This is a genomic window from Candidatus Thiodictyon syntrophicum, assembly GCF_002813775.1.
Lineage (GTDB): Bacteria > Pseudomonadota > Gammaproteobacteria > Chromatiales > Chromatiaceae > Thiodictyon > Thiodictyon syntrophicum.
Genome location: NZ_CP020370.1, coordinates 3,584,066 through 3,610,299 on the forward strand (window position 1 = coordinate 3,584,066; position 26,234 = coordinate 3,610,299).

A 26,234-nucleotide genomic window follows, 5' to 3' on the forward strand; every position below is an offset into this window, starting at 1 on the left:
ATTACACGATGACCACCTTGACATCCCTATCCACTGAGCAGGCCTTAGCCGACGCCGCCGCCCTGCTCGGCCAACTGGATCGCTCGATTCAGTCGGCCATCGTGGGCCAGCCGACCCTGGTCGGCGAGGTCTTGTGGGCCCTGCTGGCGGGCGGGCATGTCCTGCTGGAGGGCCTGCCGGGGCTCGGCAAGACCCATCTGGTCAAGGCACTGGCCCGGGTCCTGGGGGTGGACCTCTCACGCGTACAATGCACACCGGACCTGATGCCGTCGGACATCACCGGCAGCGAGATCCTGCTGCATGAGGACACCGGCGGCGATCACCCCGGTGCCCAGCGGGGCCGACTGGTCTTCATGCCTGGCCCCGTCTTCGGCAACCTGGTGCTGGTCGACGAGCTCAACCGCGCTACCCCCAAGACCCAGTCGGCCCTGCTCGAAGCGATGCAGGAGCGCCAGGTGACCCAGGGGGGGCGCACCCACCCCTTGCCACGGCCATTCTGGGTGATCGCTACCCAAAATCCCATCGAGGTGGAGGGAACTTACCCGCTCCCCGAGGCCCAACTCGACCGGTTCTCAATGAAGCTCCGCGTGGGATTTCCGGACGCGGCCGGGCTGCTCGCCATGGTCGACCTGACCCTGGACGGCGAGCCGTCCGAGCATTTGCAGCCCCTGCTGGACGCAACCGGGGTCGAGCGGTTGATGCACCTCGCCGGCCAGGTGGTGATCGCCGATCATCTGAAGCGCGCAGCGGTGGACCTGGTGCTCGCCACCCACCCGGATCATGCTGATCCGCAGACCCGCGGGTTGGTCCGGTACGGCGCCAGCCCGCGAGCCCTCCAGGCCCTGTTGCGGACCGCCCGGGTCCGTGCCCTGGCCCGGACCCGCGCCCATGTGACGCTGGACGACCTGGCGGCGGTCGCCCCCGGCTGCCTGCGACATCGCGTCCTCTTGAGTATGGACGCTGAACTGGCGGGCGAGGACCCGGAGGCATTGATCGGCCGCATCCTGACCGGTTGGCGGAAACGCTGGTGACGGAGCGCCACCAGCCTGATCGCTCCACCGGGCCGATTCCGGGCCTCGACCTCGGGCGTCTGGAGCGACTCACGCGGGCGGTAGCTGCCATCCGGGGCGGTAAGCCGCTGGCCCATGGGGGGGGGCTGCACCATCCGCGGGCGGTGGCCGATGGGCTGGAATTTCAGGAGCACCGCCCCTTGCTGCCGGGGGACGACCCGCGTCGGGTGGACTGGCGTGCCAGCGCCCGCTCCCGTCACCCGCTGGTGCGGCGCTACCGTGACGAGCGCGCCGGCGAGTGGGTGATTTGCCTGGACCGCAGCGCTTCCATGGCGCTGGTACCCGACCTGTGGCCGCGGGCGCTCCAACTCGCAGCGGGTCTCGCCTACCTGATCATGCACTTTGAGCATCGGGTGGGGCTCGCCCTGTTCAGCGCGCGGCTGGACCACCTGGTCCAGCCCGGACGCGGCCAACACGCGTTTCTGGCCTTGGTCCGGGCCCTGGGTCAGGCCCAACCGGAGGGTGCAGGTGGCGCCTCTGAACCGGAGCGCTGTCGGCCGCTCCTGGACCCTGGGCGGCGGGCCATCCTGATCAGCGATTACCTGCGTCCGGACGGGATGATCCCCGCCCTGAACCAGTTGAGCGCCACCAGCGGCGGGGTAGAGGTACTGCACCTGGCGCCCGCCCCGCCGACCTTGCCACTGGGGGAGCAGGTCATCGCCGACGTGGAGGACGGCGGGCGACGGCCCCTGATCGTCACCGTCGAGTCCAGGGCGGCAGCGCTCGCTCGGTGGCAAGCGCTCAACCGGGACCTGGAGCGCCACTGCCGGGCTCGCCACATCCCTTATACCCGGTGGAACCTCGGCACGGGGCTCGTTGGGAACCGTGCGAATGGGGCGAATGGGACCGCTGAGGGTTGGGAGCGGACACTGCTGCGGCACCTGACCGGGCGGGCGGAAGCGCTTGATTGAGATCGTCTCACCCGCCTGGCTCGCGGGGCTGACCCTGGTCCCGCTGATCCGCGTTCTGCACCAGTGGCGCGGCGCCGGCCCATTGCGGGTCGTACCCGCGGCCTTTCTGTGGCGGGATACACCGATACGCGGTGAGACCGGGGCGCGGTTTGGCCCGCCGGACCCGGCCTGGCGCCGGCGCGCCCTGGCCGCCGCACTCCTGATCTTGACCCTGGCCGACCCGGGGTGGCGGACGCGCGACCTGAGGCCCGTAGAGGTCGTGGTGGACAACCGCCCCAGTCTGCTGACCCAGGAGGCTAACGGTCAACGGCGGGTCGACCAGGCGGCACTGGCGCTACACCAGGCATTGGTTCTCGAGCAAGACCCCCGGATGCGGTTGATCCCAGCCGCCGGGCACGACCCGCCGCCGGACCTGGACGCCAGGGACCTGGCTGGTTTGACCCGCGCATTGGAGCAATTGGCGGTCGAGGCGCTGGACGCGGGGGCGGCCCTGGCGCCATTGCCGGGGTCCTCCGGCCCCCGACGCTGGTTGGTCAGCGATGGCAGCGCGGATTCGGCCGGACTTGCGGGTTTGGGTCCATTCGAGCGGGTCTTCCGACTCGGCCGCGTCACCGAAAACCAGGGGATCACGCGGCTCGCGGCGCGCCCGGCCCTGGATGCGTTGGCGAGTCTGGACACCCTGGTGACGGTCGTCAACCGCGGAGAACAGGCCGCCGAGCGCACCCTCACGCTGATCGCGGGGGGACGCACCCTGGGACAGGCAGTGCTGCAAGTCCCAGCCGGGGCGACGGTCAGCCGCACCTGGCGAGTCCCGTGGAGCGGACCAGGTACACTGGCGGCGAACCTGACACCGGCGGATGCCCTGGCTTCCGACGACCGGCTCCTGGTTGACCTGGACCCACTGGTACCGCTCCGGGTCCAGGTCGCGGGGCCGTGCGCGACCACCGTCATGGCCTTGCTCGTCGCCCACCCGGCACTGCGACCAGACCCCGCCCAAGACCCTCAGGAACCCGCCGCGTTGCGGGCCTGGTGCCGGGCGGAGGAGCCTCCGACACCAGGCCCACCAACCCTTTGGTTGCCGCCGGGCCAGTTGATCGAGGCCCCGGCCGGGTCGGTTCGCTGGTCGGTCCCCGGTCCCCATCCCCAACTTCCGGCGGCGGAGCCTTGGTCCCCGCTGGTCCTGGACCCTGGCCCGGCCGGGACCATCCTGCTCGCCGCGGGCGGATACCCGCTGATCATCGAACAGCCCGCGGCGCACCGCCTGGTCGGCCTGTTCGACACCCGGCCAGACGCCGTCGGGGCGGGTGGGCTACCCCTGCTACTCGACTGGATGCTGGCGCGGTTGAGTGGGCGCGACCTCCTTGATCCGGTCGCCAGCGTCGTCCGACCGCCGGCGGCGGTGCGGGTCGCGCCGGGTCCGCTCCCGCCGGCCACCCCGGTGGTCCACCGGGACTCCAGCCAGGCCCCGCCCAGGCCCCTGTGGCCCTTAGCCCTGATCGCCGCCATCGCCCTGCTGGGGCTCGATGTGCCGCGCCTGGGGTCCCGGCGCCCAGGGGCCCGGGAACTGGCAGTAGCCCCGCATATGAACGCCAATAGACCAGGATGAAGCACTGGTCTGCACCATTGCCGGTCCGGTCCGGGGTCTGGTTTCGGCTCGCCGCCATCGCGTTGGCCATAGGGGCCTTGATCACCGCCTATCTGCCTGCGATCAGGGGGCCGGTCCACCTGCTGGTACTACTCGACGAGTCGGCGAGTATGCCGCGTGCCTGGATGGATGAGGCCTGGTCGGACCTCATCCCCAGGCTCGCCGAACTGCCCCCGGACAGCCGCCTGTCGGTCGTCCGCATCGGCTCCAGGCCGGTGGTGGAGATCCGGGGGCGGGCGCTCGATCGGGTGGGGCCGCTGTCCGGCGATCACACCGAACGGTTGCCGCGCCATCTCCCGCTGAACGACACGGGCACGGCCATTGCCGCGGCACTGACCCAGGCCCGGGAACTGCTGGGCCGCGGGGAGTCGGGGTTGGTACTCCTGATCTCCGACGGACGTGAGACCCTGGGCCATGCCGCGCCGGTCCTGCGCCGGTTTGTGCCAGCGGGGATCCCGGTCTTATGGTGGGACCCCAGCCGCGGCCGGACGCTTACCGACGCCGGCGTCACCTCACTGGAGGTCAAATCGGGAACCGACGGGGTCATCGTCGCTACAGTCGGCATCTCGGCTGGCACCCTGCAGGACGCCCAGGTCCTTGTAATGCGCGACGGTCGCCCTGCGCTGCAACGCCAGGTCGCGCTGGAGCAGGATCAGATTCGTCTCGTTGAGCTGGGTCTGGGGCACGACCGACTAGCCCCCGGGTTCCATCAGGTGACGGCGCAGGTGCGCGCCACCGGGGACCTGCTTGCCGGCAACGACCGCCGTGGCCTGATCTTGAACGTGGCGGGCCCGCCGCGCCTGGGGTTGGTGGCACGACGCCCCGCGGAGTCCCCCGTCACGCGCTCATTGACGGCCGGCGGCTGGGCGGTCGAGGTGACTGACGCGGCCGGGTTCGACCCCAAGCGCCTGGACTCGCTCGGCGTCCTGATCCTGGAGGGCATCAGTCCCGCCGAACTGAGCCCCGCGGCCTGGACGAGCATTGAACGGGCGGTCACCCGCGGCGGCACCGGCCTGATCCTGCTTGGCGGACCCGGCACCTTCGGCGCCGGCGGTTACCGGCACTCGACCCTGGAGGCGCTGCTCCCGGTCACCGCGCAGGCCCCGGATCGGACCCCCGCCGCCGCGGTGATCTACGCGGTCGACACGTCCGGCAGTATGGCCCAGCCGACCCGGCTTGGGACCACCCGTCTGGAGTTGGCACGCGCGGCCGTGGCTGCCTCCGTTGGCGAGTTGGGGAGCAAGGACCAGAGCGCCGTCCTGGTCTTCGATGTCCAGGCCAGAGTCGTGTTGCCACTCGCCGTCCGCGGGGCGGGCACGCGGGACGTGGCCGAGGCTTGGCACCCCAGCCCTGGGGGCGGCACCCGGCTCGCCCCGGTGATCGACCGGACCCTGGGCCTGCTCGCCGCGCCGGTCCCGGATCAACGGCTCCTGGTGCTGGTGAGCGACGGCCAGGTCACCGATCCAGAGCGCGCCGTTGACCTCGGCGGTCGGATCAAGACGGCCGGGGTCAAACTCAGCGTCCTGGCGGTGGGAGATGCGGCGGCGGGCGCGAACCTGCGCGCACTGGCCCAGGCCGCGGGGGGGCGCTACCAGGAGGTGGCCGATCTCCTGGAACTGCCGCGCCTCATGGAGGCCGAGGTGGAGCGGCGACGCGACCCGATCGAGTCAGGCCCGATCCGGCCGCAGGCCCTGGAGCCCCTGCCGTTCGCCGCCGCGCCGGTGGCCCCCTGGCCGGAGCTCGCGGCCTATCCCGTGACCCGCGCGCGGGAGGGGGCGCGGGTCTATCTGGCAGCGCCCAATGGCGACCCCCTGCTCGCCGCCCATCGCGCCGGGGCTGGCTGGGTCCTGGCCCTACCGGCCGGGCTCGGCGACTGGGCGCCCGATTGGCCAACCTGGTCACATTGGGGGACCGTCCTGGGCGGTCTGGTCGACTGGGCGGCCGGCGGCGGTGAGCCCATGGCGGCCCGGCTGGACCTGCAACCGGATGGCAGTCGTCGGCTCCAGATCGACCGGGTTGAACCGGCGGGCACTTGGTCCCCGGCCACACCCCTGGCACTGCGGGTCCAGGACCCGGAAGGACGTGAGATCCAGGTCCAGGCTGAGCCCGCGGCCCCTGGTCGTTACACCGCCCGGCTGCCCGATGGGCCGGTCGGACACTATCGCATCCTGGCGACCGAGGCCGGGGCTGGGGCCGCGGACCTGTGGTATCAGCCAGACCTGGAATTCACCCCCGGTCACGGCCTGGGTGAAGGACCGGGGGGCGCCGTCGCGGCCGGGCTCCTGGTACCCTGGTCGGCCCAGGACGGGGGCCTTCCCCTGCCCCGCCTGACCGGCCGCCTGCCGCGCGCACTGGTGCTCGCCGCACTCCTGGTGTTCCTCGCTGGGCTGTTCTGCGAGCGATTCCCCTTCTCCCGTATCGCTGCCACCGATAGGCCGACAGCGCCGACGTGCATCGGTCGGGGACCGGGATGCCGCCGTGAACGACGGTTCCGCCGCGGCTGGGGCAGCGCCATACCGCTGCGATGAACGTCGGCACGACAGCTGAAATTCGATGGAAAGCTGTCCTGGACATGGGGTTCACTTTATGTCAGGCTAATGCGCGTGAAAAAAATCAACCTTCGATCCTGTGGGGCTGAGACCGACTAACACCGCGGTGCGTTTTTGATCAGCGGGCAACTGTGCCCGGAAGCTGTCAGCTTTTTTTACACTTGCTCTCCGTCATCTATCCGTCGTGTTGTGCAACTATTTGAGAAATAATAGAAATATCTAATCTTCGAGTAAGGGTACGAGATTTGCTTAGCTCCTAGATAAAGCGTATAGACCTGGGGTTGACGTGATGAAGGCGAAGGCTAGATGCGTGGTGGCGGCGATCACCCTGTTGCTCGCGAGCCGATGGGCGACGGCAGCCACGGTCGATCTGGCCGACTGGGCGCTGAAGAAAGATGCCGATCTCTACGGCATCGGCGGTACCCTCCCCGCCAACGTTATGACCACTGGGTTCGATTTCGGAACCGGGCTCGGAACCTTGACAACCATCATAACCGGCGCCGGTGACCATTTTGTTGGCTGGTTTCTGGACCACGAGATCGATGAGTTGGCAAATCTTTGGTACAACGAAACGGGCAGTGCCTCCGGCAGTCCCTCAGTCGGCCAGACCTGGGAGATCGATGAACCGGGCTTCGGCCAAAGTGGCGGCTCCGGACCTTACGTTGGCGATATCTACAACCATTTGGAGCTATCGGACCCCCACGATAGCCTACTCGACAACCTTGTATTCACGAGTGGGAACGACACCATCACCGGCCCGGACGACGTTTCGATGGCCTTGGGCTGGCGTTTCCTCCTCGGCACTGGGGATGAGGCGTCGATCAGCCTGACGGTCAGCGCGGTGCGGCCAGCGGATGGATTCTATCTGACCCAAACTGACCCGGACTCGAACGCAAGTATCTTCATGTACGGGATTTTGAGCAGTCGTGGCGTCACGGTGCCCACCCCGGCGCCCCTGCTGCTGATCGCCCCGGTATTACTTGGTTTCAGCAGGATCGCGCGGCAGACGCAGCGGATGCGCGTTGCTAAAGACGATGCCGATCTGCGGCAGATCTTTGCCAAAAGATGACTTGACGCGCGGTATGTGGGTGCCTGTGTTTTAGACTCTCGGAAGCGAATATACTTCGGTGGTCTGCCGTGAGCCTTCACGGGTATTTTCGCAACCGTTCAAGCACGGGTACAGGTTGATAGTCTAGGGTAATAGTCAGGGTGAGAGGCCCGTTGCAATTCCTGGAGGTGGCCGCGTGCAGTTCGGTTCACGATGCCGATTTGTGCGCAGCCCCCCGGATGCCGGATCCTCCCACCCACGTCAAGTGGAGGGGGTGGAACGTGGATACGCGACTGAGAAGCTGCTGGCGCCGTCTTTCCTACCCTGCACTGGCCATCCTGTTTTTGGCTGTCCCTTTATCGGTTGCCGCATTCGAGGACCAAAGCCCGACACGACTCCCCGCTGCCATCGACGACAGTTACGTCCTGGCTCAAGGCGATGTCGATCATGACGGCGATGCGGACCTCATCGTCGGCAACGGCGGATCGCCCCTCATGCTGCTTAACGATGCCGCGAACGGCGGCGACGGCGCCTTTACCGCAAGCGCCGGTCTGCCTGCTTTGGATTCCAGGACCCTGGGCGTCGTGCTGGCCGACCTGGATGGAGACGGGGATCTCGACCTCTTCCTTGCGAACGCATCGGGGCAGGACCGCCTCCTTATCAATAATGGCACCGGCGCCTACCTGGACGCCACCGCCTCCCGCCTGCCACCGGATGCCGATATCGGCACGGCCGCCGTCGCCGCCGACCTCGACGACGATGACGACCTCGATCTTGTCGTCGCCAACCGGGGCACGCGCAACCGCCTCCTGTTCAATGACGGCAGCGGCCATTTCACCGACCTGAGCGACGGGCGCCTGGCCGCCGATACCGATCCCACCACGTCGGTGGCCGTGGCCGATATCAACGGCGACGGCGCGGTCGATCTCTTCTTCGCCAACGACGACGCCCAAAATCGCCTGCATCGTAACAACGGTCTGGGCTTTTTCTCCGACGCGACCGCGGGCAGCCTGCCGACAGTCATCAGCGAGAGTTTGGGTGCGTTCTTCGCGGACCTGGACGGCGACGGGGATGCGGACCTGGTGCTGGCCAACGGTTCCGCGGGTCCGGCCGTCCTGCTGAACAACGGCGGCCTGTTCACGAACGAGAGCGCAGCACGGCTCCCGGCCGGTGCGCAATACGCCATCGGCGTCGCCGTCGGCGACATCGATTTCAATGGTTCTATCGACCTGGTCATCGCCAATGCCGGCCAGGACGACCTGTTGCTGAACAACGGCAGTGGCACCTTCTCTGCCTCCACACTCCCGGCGGACCTGAGACGCAGCTTCGCGGCGCTCCTGGTGGACGCCGACCGCGATTTCGACCTGGACCTGGTCCTGGCCACCCCGGCCGGGCAAAACCGGTTTTTAGTCAACGACCTCGCGTTCCCCCGCATCCGCCTGAGCTGGGCGCCTACCTACGTTGAGGTCACCGACCCGGTGACCTTTGCCGTCGAGGTCTTCGACGAGGACGGGGTGGCGGCTACCGAGATGAAGATCCGCAAACCGGACACATCTGAAGAAACGCTCAGCCTATCCGGTGGCTCAGCCAGCTTCGTACCCACGTTGGCCGGTGTCCATCTGGCGACGGTAACGGCACAGGACTCGCTCGGCAATGTCGGGACGCGCAGTGTTCCTTTCACGGTGCTGGTGCAGGACACCACGGCCCCATCGGTGACGACGACCGTCACCCCCACCGCGATCCTGGTCGGGCAGTCCGTGCAGATCCAGGTTGCGGCGACAGACAATCGCGGCGTCATGGACCGGCGGCTCGAGGTCGGCGGGGTTCCGGTCCCGCTGGACACGACCGGACGGGCCACCTATGTCGCGGTCGCAACGGGTCTACAGACGGCCATCGGCTATGCTGCCGACGCCGCCGGCAACGAGGGTACTGCCTCGGCTACGTTCACGGTCTCGCCTGATACGGTGGCGCCGACCGTCGCCCTCTCCCTCTCGGCAGGCACCGTCGATCTCCTCAACCCAGTCACCATCACCGCCAGTGCGACCGACAACGTGGCCGTTTCCGGCCTCACCCTGACAGTCACCGGCCCGACCGACCCGGGCGGCACCGTCCTGAGGCTGGACGCCGCCGGTCAGGCGTCCTACACGCCTTATGTGCCCGGCACCCATACCGTCACGGCGCGGGCGACCGACCCCGCCGGCAATCTGACTACCCGGACTGCCTCATTCGAGGCGGTCGGCACACCGGATACGACTCCGCCTACGGTGACGCTCACGGTCGCACCCCGCACGGTGGTCATTGGCAATACGGTGACCATCACCGTGGCGGCGACGGATGCCGTGGCCGTGGCGACGCGCGGCCTGACCGTCAATGGCACGCCGCTGCCCTTGAACGCGGCCGGCACGGCGACCTATCTGCCACCGCTCATCGGCACCTATACAGCCGTGGCCCGGGTCACTGATCCCACCGGGAACGAGACCGTCGAGACCACCAGCTTCCGCGCCATCGACCCCGCGAGCGACAACACCCCGCCGACGGTGTCGATCACCGCCCCCACGGACAGCGCCGAGGTCTCCGGTACCGTCACCATCACGGGTACGGCAGACGACCCGACGCTGGTGCAGTACAGCCTGGCCTTCGCCCCGCTGGAATCCAGCACCTTCACGACCTTCGCAACCGGCGATGCCGCGGTCGTCGGCGCTACTCTGGGTACACTCGACACCAGCCTGTTGCAGAACGGCTACTACCAGGTCCGGCTGGCGGCGTCGGATGCCAATGGCCGCACCGCCAGCGTGACCACCCTGATCAACGTGGTCGGCCAACTCAAACTTGGGGTATTCACGGTGTCCTTCCAGGACAAGACGATCCCCGTCGGCAAGCTGCCGGTCTCGGTGACCCGCACCTATGACAGTCGCAAGCGCGGTACGGTTGGCGACTTCGGCTATGGTTGGAGCGTTGAACTGAGCCGGGCCGAGTTGGTCGCCAACCGGATCGGCGGCACGGCTTGGGAGCAAGTCTCCTTAGGCGGCTTCATCCCCAGTTATCAGTTGGTGCCAACTCAACCTCATTTCGTAACCATCCGGCTTGGGGATAACAAAGAGGTCAAGTTCAGCGCCAGACCGGACCCGCAGACCCGGCAACTCTACCCGTTTACCACCTACGGACCGACTGGCATGCGCTACGAGCCGGTGGGCGACTCCGATGTCGGCACCTTGACCCCGAGCGGCAAGGACCCCCTCTGGTTCCTCGGGGACGAGATCCTGGATGAAGACTTCGATGTCTATAACCCGTCTGGCTTTAGCTATCGGGCGCCCGATGGCTATCAGTACAACTTCACCAGCACCCAGCAGGCGTCGGTGCGCTACAAGCTCACCAGTGTGATCGATCCCTCGGGGCTGCGAATCGATATCACCCCCAGCGGCTTCACCCGCTCCGATGGGCTTGGCGTGACCTTCGTCCGCGACGGCCAGAACCGGATCACGTCGATCACCGACGCCGCCGGGCGCACCGTCACCTACCAGTATGACTCGGCAGGGAATCTCGCCGCCGTGATCGACGCGGAGAACAACCGCGCCGAGATCGCCTATAACGCCCAGCATTACCTCACCGAGATCCGCGATCCGGCAGGGAACCCCGTTCAGCGCAACGAGTACGACGACGACGGTCGTTTGACCGCGATCACCGATGCGGCCGGGAACCGGATTGCGATGGAGTATGATCTCGACGCCAATACGCAAATTACCCGCGATCGGCGTAACAACCCGACGATCCACCGTTACGACAATGCGGGTAATGTGGTCGCCGAGACCCGTTTCCCGAGCGTCAACGGCGTGGTGCAGGCCGCGGTGACCCTACGCCAGTTCGATGCCAACCAACAGGTCACGCGCGAGACGCTGCCAGATGGGACCGTCAATACGTTCGAGTATGACCGTTTCGGCAATGTCACCCGGGAGGTCAAGGATCTCGGCGGCCTGAATCTGACCACGACCTCGACCTACAATACCAGCGGCAAACTGCTGACCCAACAGGATGCCCGCGGGAATACCGCGAGTTTCACCTACGACCTCCAGGGTCACCGCGACTCCGCCACCGATCATGAAGGCAAGATCACGCTGTATGCCTACAGCGCTGGCCGGCTGGCAAAACAGACCGACCCAACGGGCGATTACACCCTCTTTGAGTACGATGGCGTCGGTAATCTGGTCGCCGAGGCGCGCTGGAACGGCAACCAGACCGTCAACACGTCGGACGACACCCTGGTGCGGCGCACCGAGTATGACTACGACACGGTCGGCAACAAGCTCGCCGAGACGGTCCTGGTCGATGTCGGTGGGGCCTTCGAGGACGCAACCACCAGCTTCACCTATGACAAGAACGCCCGCGTGCTGACCGAGACCGACCCCGTCGGCAACGTCAAACGCTTCGTCTACGACCGGGTCGGCCAACGGACGGCCGAGATCGACGCGCTGGGCAATCGTACCGCCTATACGCATGACGCGCTCGGCAACCTGATCCGCGTCGATTATCCCGACGGCGGCTTCAAACTCATCGGTTACGATGCGGATGGCAACCGCAACGCGGTTACCGATGAAAACGGACACACGGTCCGCTATACCTTCGACGCGCTCAACCGGGCAATCGCCATCCAGTTCCCCGACGCGACACTCCCCGACGGGGGCACCCAGACCAGCAGTCGGGTGAACCTCTATGACGCGGTCGGCAACCTGATCGGCGAGATCGACGAGCTCGGCAACCGCACCGACCACCAATATGACCGCGTCGGCCGCCGCATCGCCACGCAGCAGCCAGAGGTCTTCAATGCGGCCACCGGCGCCATGGTTCGGCCGATGACGGCCTACGGCTACGACGGTAACGGTAACCGGACCACGGTCATGGATGCCAATGGGCATCGAACCGATTACGTCTTCGACAAGGAAAACCGCCCGGTCCAGACGCAGTTTGCAGACGGCCGGTCAACCAGTCGCGGCTATGATGCACTGGGGCGGGAGACTTCGCGGACCGATGCCGCCGGTCAGACCACCCGCTTCAGCTACGACGCACTCGGCCGTCAGACCAAGGTCTCGTTACCACCAACCACGGTTGGCAACCCACGCCCGGAGACCCTGTTCACCTATAACGAACTGGGCAAGGTGCTGACGCAGACCGATGCCAACGGCCACCAGACCAGTTTCACCTATGATCTGGCGGGTAACCGGTTGTCGCACACCTTGCCGGGGCTGGAGACCGAGACCTTCGGGTACGACGCGGCCAACCGCATGGTGAGCCACACCGACTTCAACGGCGTCACCACTGGATTCGTCTATGACGCCATGGGCCGCCGCGTGCGGGAGAACTATCCCGGCGGCACCCATACCGACACCGCCTGGTTCCCCGGTGGTCAGCGCTTGAGCGTCACCGATGCCACGGGCACCACCAGCTTCGTCTATGACGAGCGTGATCGGTTGGTCCGCCGCACTGACGCCGACGGGCTTACAATCACTTACGGTTACACGGCAACCGGCAAGGTAGGCACGGTGACGACCGCCTCAGGTGCGACCACCTACACCTACGATGCGCTTGACCGGCTGTCCAGTGTGACCGACCCCGATGGCAATGCCGCGACCCACGGCTACGACCTGGTGGGCAACCTGGCCGATGTGGATCACGCCAACGGCACCCGCACCCACTATAGCTATAACAGCCGCAACCAGTTGACGGCCGTCGAGCAGTTTGAGATCGGCGGGAACCGGTTTGCCATGCAGGCCTATACGCTCGACGCGAATGGCCTGCGCACCCGGATCGACGAACTGTCGATGGGCAATGCAGTCAACTTCGTCTATGACGGCAACGCCCGCCTGGTGCGCGAGACGCGCCTGGGGTCCACACCCTATGACATTCAATATGCCTATGACCCGGTGGGGAACCGGATTCGGATGGATCGCAATGGTGTCGTCACCACCTATGTCTACGACAGCAACGACCGTCTGAACAGTTCCGGTGCCGGCGTTTACAGCTACGACGACAATGGGAACCTCACCCGCGTCGCGGCCGGTACCCAAGTGACCACGCTCGCCTACGACGCCAATAACCGCCTGGTGCGTAGTGTCGGGCCCGCGGGCACCAACAACTACGGCTACGACGCGGACGGCAACCGGATACTCAAGTCCGGGGCGGGCGGTCAAGTCCGCTACTTGCTCGATATCCGCAACAACACCGGCCTGGTCCAGGTACTGGAGGAACGTGGCGACAGCGGTTTGCTGGCCCGCTATACCTATGGCCTGAGCCGCCTGACGCAGGACCGGGCCGGCGCACTCAGTCACTACCACCCCGACGGCCTGGGCAGCATCCGCGCCCTGACCGACGCCTACGGGGCGCTGACCGATACCTATGTCTACGATGGCTACGGTAACGAGATCGCCAGTACGGGCTCGACCGAGAACCCCTACCGTTTCGCGGGCGAGCCGTTTGATCCGAATCTGGGCTTCTACTACCTGCGTGCGCGCTATTATGACCCGGCGACCGGGCGGTTCATCTCGATGGACCCGGCGGCCGGCGATCCACAGAGCCCGCAGAGCCTGCACCGGTATCTGTACGCCAACGACAACCCGATCAACTTCGTTGACCCGACCGGGCAGTTCACCCTGATCGAGATCAATATCAGCATTTCCATCCAGAGTACGATCCAGTCCGCCTACACCAGCAACCTGGTGAAGTTCTTCTTCACCGCGGCCAAGATCGCCTTCTGTACGATTGAACCGGCATACCGGATGCAGGACATCGGGCTGGATATGATGTTCAAGGGGCTGCCCGGCGGGGAGTTGCTGATCGAGCAATCGCGAGACCAGATTGCCGCGGGATACAAGGCGATCGGCCAGGCAGCGCAACAGGTCTATATCGACACCTTTAACGATGTCGTCGACTTCAAGATCGAGTTCAAGGGCGTCCTGAAAGATGTCTACGACTGGGCCAGCGGGGACGGCGACATCTCCTCCTTGGTGCCGATTCCCGATGAGGTCGCTAAGGTAATGGAGTTCTACGATGAACTGTCCGGTTGGTTCGACAAGTTCGAGAATGCCTACCGGAAGGTAAAGGATGGCTACGGTGCAGCAACGAGCGGCGATCCCTGCCAGCAATTCACCTTCCTGGAGGAGAATGCCGACACCATCCTGGGCCTCATGCCGGACTTCTGATCGGGGTGCGCAGAGATGAACATCCGCAGGCACGTAAGCCAACTGATCGCCCCAACAACGGCATCGGACGGTTCTGGCAGGCACGACGGGGGTGGCCAAATGATTCGGCAGACGGAATCGCGGCAGGCGCGGGGTTTTACTAAACCGGTAGATCCGTCTCCAGCGTCGGACCGGCGCGCACCGGTCTGGCGGGCGCTGGGATTGCTGGCATTCGGCTGGTTGGGCGCGGTGAGCGGCGGGGGGGCACTGGCAGCCACCTCCACCATCGGTGGCGCCGACGGCAGTTTCGAGACCGGACTGACCGGCACCGTGACTGCCGGTGTGGTCAGGCTGGTGCCGCGCGTCGGTGTCTTGACCCCGACCCAGGGCGTCCAGGCCTTGCTGATGACCACGGAGCCGGATTCGGGCTCGCAACCCGCGGATGCGAATCAGGCCAGCCTGCGGATCGAGAATTTCGCGATCCCGGCCGGCACCGGGAGCCTGCGGCTCGATTACAGCTTTCTCACCGACGAGACAGTCCCCAGCCGCACGAATGATCGGTTCACCGTCACACTGGTACTGATCAGCGCCGGGGGTCAGGAAACCCTGCTCGCCCAGGACACCTTTGATTCCTTCTACCCTGCACCCTGGACCGGCTACACGCAGCAGACCGGCTTGCGCAAACTGGTTGCTGACGTCTCGGCCCATGCCGGTACAACGGGCCGCTTCACCCTGGAACTTCGCGTCAAGGACACCGGTGACGGCCGCGCCGATTCGGCGGTCTTCGTGGACAATCTGCTCTTCGCCAATGCCGGAGAGCCCGTCGCCAAGGTCGCTACGCCCTATCTGCACGTCCCGCTCGGCCAAGAGGTCGGACTGGATGGATCGGGTTCGAGCGATAACGGCAGCATCACCGAGTACCGGTGGGACCTGGGGAATGGTTGGTCCGGTATCGGACCGATCATCCCATACACCTACACGGAAGAAGGCGTCCATCGGGCGCGACTGCAAGTCAAGGACGATGCAGGAAACACCAGTACCCAGGACGTGACCATCATCGTCGGGGACCTGAACCACGGCCCCACCATCGTCACCGCCCCCGTCACCGCCGCCGCCCAGAACGTCGCTTACCGCTATCAGGTCCGCGCCGATGACCCCGAGTTGGTCTATGGCGATGTGCTGTCCTACGCATTGGTCGCGGGACCGGCCAGTATGACCATCGACCCCGCGTCGGGACTCATCGCCTGGGTGCCGACCGAGACCGATCCGCGCAAATCCGCTGTCACCGTGCGCGTCACGGACAGCGAGGGGCTGTTCACCACCCAGAATTTCTCCGTAACCATCGGTCCGGAGAGCTATGTCATCGCGACCCAGGACAACGGCTGGGTCTACTATTCGCGCAGTTTCGGCGACGGCACCTGGACCCCGCCCAAGCTGATCGATGACCTGGGCGAAAATACCCGCGGTGTGGCCATTGCGGACTTCGACGGCGATGGCGACTTCGACTTCGTGTCCGGCCACTACATCTCCAGCACCGTGCTTGGACTCGATTATTACGAGCGCCAAGGCAATCTGTTCCAGCCCCCGGTCACCATCGGTACCATCGGTGATTCCGCATTCAGCGCGGGTAGTTGGCTGGAAGACCTGGCGGCGGAGGACTTCGACAATGACGGTGCCATGGACTTCGCGGTCAATGGCGACAGCGCCCATACCTGGGTCTTCATGAACCGGGGTCGCCTGCAGTTTGAGGCGACACGGCTGCTCCGGACAGACTTCGAGGACGGCGCTGCTGACGGCTGGGCCTCAGCGGTGGGCGGTACCACCGTGTCCGTTGACGCAGGCACATCCAATCCGGTCTCGGGCAGTACCAAATCACTCAGGATTGCCGCGACCGTCAATAACAACCGGCTCTCTGCGCGCTTGAACGCCAGCGGGTGGGACCTGGCTGCCGGACCGACCCTGCGCTTCGCTTACAAGGTCCCCGCGGGCGTGCCGGTCGGAGTCTATGTCTATGTCAACGGCAAGGGCTGGCTCTACCTTGGCGGCAGCCCCACGGCTATCCCGGACGCATCGACCCCCAACGACGTCATCGATCTGATCGCCGACGGCACCTGGCGCACGCTGGAACTGGATCTCTACCATGCGGTGAAAGACATCTGGGCGGATGCGCGCGGACCCATTACCCAAGTCCTGTTCTGGACCAAAGATAATGCCCAGAATGGCCAAGCCTTCTGGATCGACGACTTTGAGACCGTGGGGCGTCAGTATATCTCCGGCTTCGAGATGCGCCGGTTGCCCAGCACCGGCGGCAACGGGCGAGGGATGGATGCGGGCGACGTGAACGGCGACGGTGACCAGGATTTGGTGCGGGCACGCTACAGCGACGGCTTGATCTATCTCTACACCAACGACGGGAAGGCTAACTTCACCCCGTCGAGCGCCGGTGTCGCCGACCCGGGGAACGATCCCTACGGTGTACTTATGGCGGACTTCGACAACGACGCTGCGACCGATATCATCGCCAACTACGCCAGCAATGGCGACAGCTCTTTCTTTAAGGGCAACCGCAGCGGCAGTTTCCTGTCCGGGATCGCGATCCCCTCGCTGGACACCGGTACCTACGCATCGTTCGGCGCCTACGACTTCAATAACGACGGCAACCAGGATGTCGTTGCCGCCAATTATACGTCGCGCCAGATGCTCTACTACCCGGGCAATGGCAACGCCACCTTCGCCTCGCCGGTCGTCATCGGCAACACGGCAAGCAACGCTCTGGCAATTGCCGCGCCCGCCGGTCGTGTGATCGGCCAGCCCTTCGCGGCTGTGCAGGCCGACACCGAGGCCATTGCCGTCGACGGAACCGTCAACTTCGATGCCTCGGCATCTTTTGACGATGGTGTGATCGCAGAGTACCGATGGGACTTCGGTGACGGCACCACGGCAACCGGCGTGGCGCCCAGTCACACCTACACCCGGGAAGGCGACTTCACGGTGATCGTCACTGCCGTCGATAACGAGGCCAAGATCGACCGCCGCCCCATCCACGTCAAGGTCACCGGTGCCCCCCCGGTCGCGGTAGCGGGCGACTACGCGCTTGAAGAGGGCAGCGCCCTGAACGGCAAGTGGCATGGGTTCCTGAATGGCGGCGGATCGACCGACGACAGCGTGATCGTGCTCTACGAGTGGGATCTCGACGCATCCGACGGTTTGGACCCGCAGCCAATGGGCCAGACCCCGTCGGTTTCATACACCGCACCAGGCCACTACACTGTCACCCTAAGGGTCACCGACAGCGTCGGCCAAACAGCAACCGGCACGGGCACGGTGACTGTCAGTGCCGCTGGCCAGCCCAGGGCCGCCCTGACCGGACCGGGGGCGCTCGACGAGACCGCGGCCAGCCAGGGCGATTGGACCGGATGGTATGACGCGGCCGGCTCCTCCGACGATCTGAGCATTGCCGCCTATACCGTTGCCTGGGGCGACGGCACGACCTTCAGCATTGCGCCACTGGCGGACGACTTCGATGACGGTAATTTTACCGGCTGGACCGTCAATGGCGGCAGTTGGAGTGTCGTCAATGGGGTGGTTCAGCAGTCTGACCTGGGGGAGAATTGGCGCTGGCTGCAAGACCTGACCCGAAGCTACCGTGACTTCATGCTGGAAGTGGATTTCCGGGGCATCGAGGGCCCGAGCGACGGCTATGTCGGCATCGCGTTCCGCAATGCCAACGGTGCCGGCAGCACCGATAGCTTCCTGCTCTATTCCCGCGCCAGTTGGAATCTTTGGAGCTTCTACGATTGGAGCACCAATACCACGCTCGGCCAAGGTGGTTCGGGGTGGGACTTCAATACCTGGTATCACCTGAAGCTCGTCGTCGTCGGCGACCGGGTGCGCCTGTGGGTCACGCCCCAAGGGCAGCCGGAGTCGGTCAATCCGATACTGGATATGTCCAACGCCGCGCATCCGCGGGGCGGCATCGGACTGCTCTCCTGGGGCCAGCAAACCTATTTCGATAACGTCAAGGTTACGCCGCTGGACGCAAACTGGACCTGGAGCGGCGCCGGACTACACGACCTGGCGCATACCTTTGGCACGGTTGGTGAGTACGGTATCGGCCTGACCACCACCGACCATGCGGGCCAGCAAGCCCTGTTCACCCTGCCCGTCTCGGTCAGCTCCGGCGCGGCGCCAGTTGCCAGCGCGGGCGGCCCCTATGTGCTCGGCGAGCGCGACGCCTGGGACGGCCGCTGGGATTTCATCGCCAATTTCACGGCGTCCACGGATGACACCGCCATCGAACGCTTCCGCATCGACTTCGGCGATGGCACCAGCTATACGACGAGTGCCGCAAGCGGTGCCGCGACCGGCTATTTTATGACCGGCACGGACCTGTACGGCTACGCTGTGCCAAACGCCACATTGCAACGGATCATCGCGACTGAGGATGGTACCAAGGTCGATCTCGTCAATCTCGCCACCATGCAGATCATCGCGTCCACCACACTCAATCGCCTGCAGAGTTGGAATGGCGTGTCCCCCGGCGACGGGGTCTTTTTCAAGGTCAAGGCCAGCAAGCCGGTGGTTGCCTATCTGACCAACCTCGCAAACCATTCCGCCTTCATGCCGTCGCTCGATGGCCAACCGGTCGGCAAGGAGTTTGTCATCCATCGGGATGTCAACCAGGGATTCTATGTCTTCGCCTATGAAGACGCCCGGGTGAGTTTCTATGCGACCAACGGCACCTTGGCGGCCGAGCGCTATGTCCATGCCGGAACCTACTGGTCGACCGGCAGCCCGCTCGGCGACACCACCTACCGGGTGCTCTCCACCGGCCGTATCGCCATGCAGACCGACGGCGCCAACGGCTACACGACGGTACCGTCGGACAACGGCAGTCCGGTGGGTCGGCTCTTTTATGGCGCGACCTATACCCACTCCACTGCGGCCTTTGCCGTGTTTGCCTATGACCTCCCCGCCAATGTGCAGGTGTATGACCTGGACAGCGGTGCGCTGCTGTATAACAAGTTGCTCACGGAGGAGATGTGGTACCAGAACGAGGTCGGCACCCGCCGCATCCGCGTGGTCAGCGACGCCGATATGGAGCTATGGGCGGGCGGCACCGAGTACAGCACCGGCATCGTCGATCTGGGCGACGATATCTCGGAGACGACGGGCCGCAATGGTACCGAGTTTGTGCTCCATGAACTGCGCGACGGCATCGTCATCTTCTCGCCGAACGAGGGGACGACCATCGACATCGATGGCGGACTGTTGAACCGCACGCTGCACCGCGATGGCTACCTGCTGCTCACACCGAGCGACCTGCAGCCGCTCGACGTGCATCGCATCACCGCGAGCAAACCGGTCGTGATCCAGACGCTGGGCCGTGCCAATGCATTCAACGACCTGGGCACCTATCTGGGCGGGGTCTCGGCACGCAACTGGTACAAGGCACCGGGAACCTATACCCTCAGCCTTACCGCGATCGACCGCGCCGGGCAAGAGAGTGCGCCCGCGACCACGACGGTGCAGGTCACCCAGGGCGATCCGCCGGTGCCCGTCATCGTGGCCCCGCCCGAGGCCGGCGAGGCAGTCGCCCATGGCGGACGCTGGCCCGTCCACTTCGACGCCACCGCGTCGACCGACGATTCCGAGATCATCCGCTACGAGTGGACCTTTGGCGACGGCGACAGCGCGACCGGTGCGGTGGTGGACCATGACTATGACGCCGTTGGCGAGTATGAGGTCACGCTGACCACGACCGACCGCGCCGGCCAGCGCACAAGCACGACTTGGACCGTGAATGTCACGCAAGGATCGCCGCCGGTCGCGGATACGGGCGGACCCTATACCTTCGGAGAAGAATCGGCCAGCTATGGGGTCTGGACGGCCCCCATCGACGCGACCGGCTCAACCGATGACGCGGCGATCTACGACTATCTCTGGACGCTCGATCCGATCACACTTGGTGGTCTCGGGGGCGCCGAGATCGATAGCGCCATCTGGCAATACCAAAACGTCACCGTCAGTGGCGGTGTTGCAACCGTGTCACCCACCAGCAGTTGGGGCAGCACCTATCTGGTGACCAATCAGGCCTATCGCCGTGGACCCGGAACCCGCTTTACCGCGGTTATCAGGTCGAACAACACCGGCGAGAACCTGATGTGGGGCCTGAAGAACCTTGGCGCCAACGCCTCCTATACCCAATTCCCCTATGCGATCTATTTCGCTGGCGGCACCTTCCACATCTATGAAAATGGCACGAGCCGCGGCTCCTTCGGTAGCTATAACAGGAACCAGGACTACGAGGTCCGGATCGATCTCAAGCAGCCCGCGGGCGCCATCTATTACGTCCGGGTGCTCGGCGCGGCGGACTGGACCAAGTTGTACGAGTCGTCGAACGCCTCCGACCCCTACCTGCGGGTTGGACTGACCGGCTACAGCGGAATCTTTCAAGCCAGTCGGTTCGTGGTTCAACAGACCGACGAGCGGCCCATCACCAGCCTCTCCTTCAAACAGCCGGGGGTCTATAACCTGACGCTGCGGGTGCGCGACAACGCGCTGCAAGAGGGTATCGAGACCACCACGCTGACGATCAGCGACGGCGCCGCTCCAGTCGCCAAGGCCGGCGGCAGCTACCAGACCGAGGTGGGGTCTATGCTCACCCTCAACGGCAGCGCCTCCACTGACGACGTTGCGATCCAATCCTTTGACTGGGTATTCGGCGACAGCACCGTCGGTCCAGCCGTCCTGCCCTACACCGGCAAGGGGGCGCGGACACAGCACGTCTACCGTGAGGAAGGGACCTACACCGCAGAGCTCACCGTGACGGACAACACGGGCAAGCGCGCGACCGATACGGCTGAGGTAACGGTCGTCACCGGCGCTGCTCCGGTCGCCGACGCGGGTGGCCCCTATGTGGGCGGCGTCAACGGACCGCCCGTCTATTTCGACGGCACGGCATCGACCGATGACTTCGGCATCGTCGAGTACCGTTGGGACCTCGATTCGTCCGTTGACCGGGACGGCGATGGCAATCCGACGAACGACATCGACGCGGTGGGACCGCGGCCCATCTACAGCTATCCCTACGCAACTGGCTTGGTCGGTTTGTTGGATGATTTCCAGGCGGCGCAAATCAATTCCGGACTGTGGACGGTCGCGCGGGCGGTGCAGCAAAACGGGGTATTGACCGTGTCCGGCACCAACTCTTGGGCCAGCGGCTATGCCTTTGCGGTTCCCATCAAACGCGACGGGCAGTCCATTCAGGGCCGCTTCCGGGTGCCCGCCGGGCAGGGCGAGAATGCGATGTGGGGGGTCAAGAATACCAGTACCGACTTCAGCTACACCCAGATGCCCCATGCGATCTACTTGGCCAACGGGCGCTTCAATGTCTATGAGGGGGGAAGCTACCGCGGGCAATTCCAGACATATTCCGAGGGTGTCTGGTACGATCTGCGCATCGACCTGAAGGGCACCGGTGCAACCTACTATTACCGGCAAACGGGGGCCGCGGGTTGGACGCAGATGTACGATTCTGCCTATTCCTCCGAGGCCGCCTTGCGTATTGGCATGAGCCTCAACTCCGGCTCGGTGGAATTTGACGATGTGACGATCATTGGCGGCTCGGCTGACCCGATTCTCACGACCTTGACCGTCGAGGATGGCGCTGGCCAGACGGCGACGGCGACGGTACCCGTCTCGGTGGCGGTCAATCTGGCCCCGGACGTGATTACTGTACCCTGGGTTGCCGGCGACCTGCTGACCCCCCACGAGACCTACAACGGCAAGCAGATCCATCTGAAGGGTATCGTGCGCGACGGCAACCCGACGGAGTTCGAGTGGGACTTCGGCGACGGGACCAAATCCGGGCGCCTGCCGGTCACGAACCCCTATGACCTGTCGGTCACCCATACCTATCCGGACTCACCGGACAAGACGCCCTTCACGGCGACCCTGACCGTCTGGGATTCGGCGGGACTGAGCGGACAGGACCTCTACCGTGTCATCGTCAAGCGCAAGAACCTGACCGTCGAGATCAATGTCGCCATCGACGAGGGCCTGTGGTTCCTGCACCAGCGCCAGACCCGCACCACCAGCGACGGCTACCCGTCCGGTTGGTGGCAAACCACCACCTATGCCGGCTACTATGCCAGCCCGACCGCCTCGGCGCTCCAAGCGTTTGAGATTAACGGCCATTTCGAACATGGCGACAACAGTACCAATCCCTACGCGGAAACGGTGGGCCGAGGTTTGAAATACCTGTTTACGCAAGTCAACAAGAACACGATCACCGCCCAGACCTATGGCGAGCCCGACACGAACGGCAATGGCATCGGTATTACGGTAAGCAGCGGTAGACCAATTTACGAGGGCGGACCGGTGATGGATGCGATCGCCTCCAGCCGCACCCCCTTGGCCCGAACACTGACCGGCAGCGACCAAATCAAGCGCCGTAGCTATTACGACATCCTCACCGATATGGCCGACCAGTATGCCTGGGGTCAGTACGATAACGCATCGGTCGGCGGCGGATGGCGGTACAACTGGAACGAGCATCCGGATAACTCGGCCGCCCAATGGGGCGCCATCGGGCTGCAAGCGGCGGAGGAGACCTTCGGCATCCCCTTACCGCCTTGGGTCAAGGAGCGCAATAACCTCTGGCTCAACTACAGCCACGATGGAACCGGCTTTGGCTATTCCGGCGCGGGCAACGGACCGGCGACGACGCCATCGGGGATGGTCCAACTCGCCTTCGACGACAAGTTGATGGATGATCCACGCTGGCAGATGGCCGAGGCCTACATCGCTGGCCAGTGGTCACGCACCGACACCGACAGCGTGATCTACGAGTGGTCTTGCAGCGTACCCAATGCCGGCACCGAAACCTGCCGCGACTACTATTCCATGTACGCACTCACCAAGGCGATGCGCCTGGCGCTGCCGAGCCAGGTGGTCACCTTCCAGTCGACCGGTCTGGACTGGTTCGATGATCCGGAGAATGGCATCGCGCGGGTGCTGATCGGCGACCAACTCGCGACCGGACGCTTCCAGGGAGCCAATTGGACGAGTTGGGATATGCGCTCCGCCTGGGCGGTCATCATGCTCTCGCGCACGCTGTTCGTGGAGCGGCCGGTGGCCGACGCGGGCGATGGTGGTGTTTGGGCCGTGAACGTGCCCTACACCTTCGATGGCTCCAACTCCTACCACCCGGACCCGTTCCGCAGCATTGTTCGTTATGAGTGGGACTTCGACGGTGACGGTGCCTTCGACTACTCCAGCAGCGAACCGACGGCGCAGCACACCTTTGCGGACCCGGTGGACCAACTGCCCAAGACCTATACGGCCACCCTGCGCGTGACGGATAACAACATTCCGTCCATGACGGCCACCGATACGGTCCAGTTGACGCTGAGTATCCCGCCGCGCCCGCCCATCGCCGATGCCGGCGGACCCTATGTGTGTACTCAAGGGGTCCCCTGTCGGCTGGATGGGTCCCGCTCCCATGACTTGGACGAACCCTTCGACCAGATCACCACCTACGGCTGGGAGTTGGATTTCGCGGAGTTCCCGCGCGACTTCAACGATGCCGTCGGGGCGCAACCGACCTATATCTTCTCCGCGCTCGGCTCCTTCGATGTGGGCCTCACGGTCTGGGACAACGGTTTCCTCAACGATCTCAACGGCGACGGCGTGGCGGACGCGGACGAGCGCAAGACCGGGCAGGACTTTTCCCGGGTGCGCGTCGTACAGAATGGGCCGCCCGGCGCATCGGTCAACGGCCCCTTCACCATCAACGAGGGCGACCAGGTCACTGTCGATGGCTCCGGCTCGTCGGACCCGAACGGCGATGGGCTCACCCTCCTGTGGGACCTGAATGGCGATGGCATCTATGACGATGGTACCGGTCCAACCGTCAGTTTCACCGGCGCCGACAACGGGCTCTATCGCATCAGCCTCAAGGCGACCGACAGTGTGCTGGAAGGAACGGCAGGCACCACGGTCACCGTCAGTAATGTCGCACCGGCGGTCAACGCCGGCGCCGACCAGGGTGTGGTCGAGGGCGGGACCTTCAGCGGCCTCGGCGGCTTCACCGATCCGGGTGCGGACACCTGGGGCGCGACGGTCGACTACGGGGACGGCAGCGGCGTGCGGCCCCTGGTTCTCAACGCCGACAAGAGCTTCGCGCTCAGCCACGCCTTCACGGCGAACGGCAGCTATACCGTCAAGGTCACCGTGACCGACGACGACGGTGGCGTGGGCCTCGATACCCTGCGGGTTATCGTCACCGACGGCGCGCCCACCGCCCGCCTGAGTGGTGATGCGAGCCGCACCGAGGGCCAAACCGGGGCCTATGACGCCAGTGCGTCCACCTCCAGCCCCGATGCCATCGCCGGCTACGAATGGGATTGGGGCTACGACGGCAGCTTCGACCCGTCGGGCGACACCGGTGCCGCCGCAAGCCATACCTGGGTCCAGAACGGCACCGCTACCGTGGCGGTCCGCGTCACCGACAGCGACGGCAGCGCGGCCATCGCCACTCTCCAGGTGACGGTCGCCAACCTCGCCCCGGTGGTTGCGGCCGGACCCGACCAGAGTGCGGGTACCGGCCAGACCGTCGCCTTGGCCCCCGCGACCTTCAGCGATGCCGGCATTGCGGACCGCCACAGTGCCGGCATCGACTGGGGCGACGGCAGTCCAGTCCAGACGGGAATAGTCAGTGAGGCCAACGGGAGCGGCAGCGTGGCCGGCAGTCACGGGTACGCCGTGCCTGGGTCCTACACCGTCACTATCACGGTCACGGACGATGCGGGTGGCAGCGGACAAGACAGCCTCCAGGTCCAGGTGACCGCGGGCAACCTCGCCCCCATCGCCGACCCTGGCGGGCCCTACAGCGTCGCTGAAGGCACGCCGCTCACGCTGGACGGCAGTGGCTCCCGTGACCCGGATAGCGCGCCCTCACCGCTCAGCTACGCCTGGGACCTCGATCAGGATGGCGCGTACGACGATGCCACCGGCGCCACGGTCAATTTCCCGACCGCCGATGATCGTCAATTGAGTGTCGGGTTGAGGGTCAGCGATGGAGTGCTTGCCAACAGCGCCGCCACGACGGTCACCGTCAGCAATGTCGCGCCCGTAGTCGAGGCTGGATCCAACCAGACCACCGACCTGGGTCAGAGTGTTGCCCTGACCCCAGCGACCTTCAGCGACGCCGGAACCGGGGATACCCACGGTGCCATTATCGACTGGGGCGATGGGACCGTTGCCGCGGGCACCGTCAGTGAGGCCAACGGCAGCGGTAGCGTGGCCGGCAGCCATGCTTACGCCGCCGCCGGCACCTACACCGTCACTGTCACGCTCACCGACGACGATGGCGGGATCGGCAGCGACAGCCTGACCGTGCAGGTCCAGGCAACGGCGCCGGAGCAGACCATCTTCGACCTCAGTGCTGCCGTCAAGAGCGGCAAGGTGGGGCTGAGCTGGCACTCGGTAGTGGGCGTCAGTAGCTACACGATCTACCGTGCCACCGTCGCAGGAGGCCCCTACGACCGCCTTGCCACGGGCCATCGCTGCGCCGCCAACCCCTGCGTCTACCTCGACGGGGCAATCACCAATGGCCGAACCTACTATTATGTGGTGACCTCGGTCAACGGCGGGGTGGAGTCGCTACGCTCTAACGAGGTGCGCTCCACCCCAACCGTGAGGCGCTAGATGGGTCACAGCAACCAGGGGCGATTGGCTTGTGTCGGCGGGGTGCGATCAGCAGTGATGAGGCTTATTGGGAGCCGACTGATCAGGTGGATGGGCACAGCGAGGGCGATGCCCATCCCCAAGCGTCGCG

The 26,234-nt window shown here is 65.3% G+C and carries 7 protein-coding genes; all 7 read left to right on the forward strand.

Features of this window, described 5'->3' with window-relative positions; genetic code table 11:
* The first annotated feature begins 8 nt into the window (after positions 1 to 8).
* The 7 genes from THSYN_RS15045 (at position 9) to THSYN_RS15075 (ending at position 26,104) form a co-directional block, all read left to right on the forward strand.
* Positions 9 to 1,031 carry an AAA family ATPase gene (locus THSYN_RS15045; protein ID WP_100919864.1) on the forward strand — a complete coding sequence of 341 codons (1,023 nt, stop codon included), beginning with the start codon at positions 9 to 11 and terminating at the stop codon, positions 1,029 to 1,031.
* On the forward strand, positions 1,028 to 1,981 hold the full coding sequence (locus THSYN_RS15050; protein ID WP_157817695.1) for a DUF58 domain-containing protein: 954 nt from the start codon (positions 1,028 to 1,030) through the stop codon (positions 1,979 to 1,981). The genes THSYN_RS15045 and THSYN_RS15050 overlap by 4 nt, the downstream gene beginning before the upstream one ends.
* On the forward strand, positions 1,974 to 3,587 hold the full coding sequence (locus THSYN_RS15055; RefSeq protein WP_100919866.1) for a hypothetical protein: 1,614 nt from the start codon (positions 1,974 to 1,976) through the stop codon (positions 3,585 to 3,587). The genes THSYN_RS15050 and THSYN_RS15055 overlap by 8 nt, the downstream gene beginning before the upstream one ends.
* Positions 3,584 to 6,154: a VWA domain-containing protein gene (locus THSYN_RS15060; protein ID WP_100919867.1), complete on the forward strand. Its 2,571-nt coding sequence runs from the start codon at positions 3,584 to 3,586 to the stop codon at positions 6,152 to 6,154. Before THSYN_RS15055 ends, THSYN_RS15060 begins: the two co-directional genes overlap by 4 nt.
* Before the next feature lie 310 nt (positions 6,155 to 6,464).
* Entirely contained in the window at positions 6,465 to 7,244 is a 780-nt protein-coding gene (locus THSYN_RS15065) for a hypothetical protein (protein WP_100919868.1), read from the forward strand.
* A gap of 323 nt (positions 7,245 to 7,567) precedes the next feature.
* Positions 7,568 to 14,413: an FG-GAP-like repeat-containing protein gene (locus THSYN_RS15070; RefSeq protein WP_172965290.1), complete on the forward strand. Its 6,846-nt coding sequence runs from the start codon at positions 7,568 to 7,570 to the stop codon at positions 14,411 to 14,413.
* A gap of 201 nt (positions 14,414 to 14,614) precedes the next feature.
* The gene (locus THSYN_RS15075; protein WP_172965291.1) at positions 14,615 to 26,104 is read left to right on the forward strand and encodes a PKD domain-containing protein; all 11,490 of its coding nucleotides are present in this window, start codon (positions 14,615 to 14,617) and stop codon (positions 26,102 to 26,104) included.
* Positions 26,105 to 26,234: the final 130 nt, after the last annotated feature.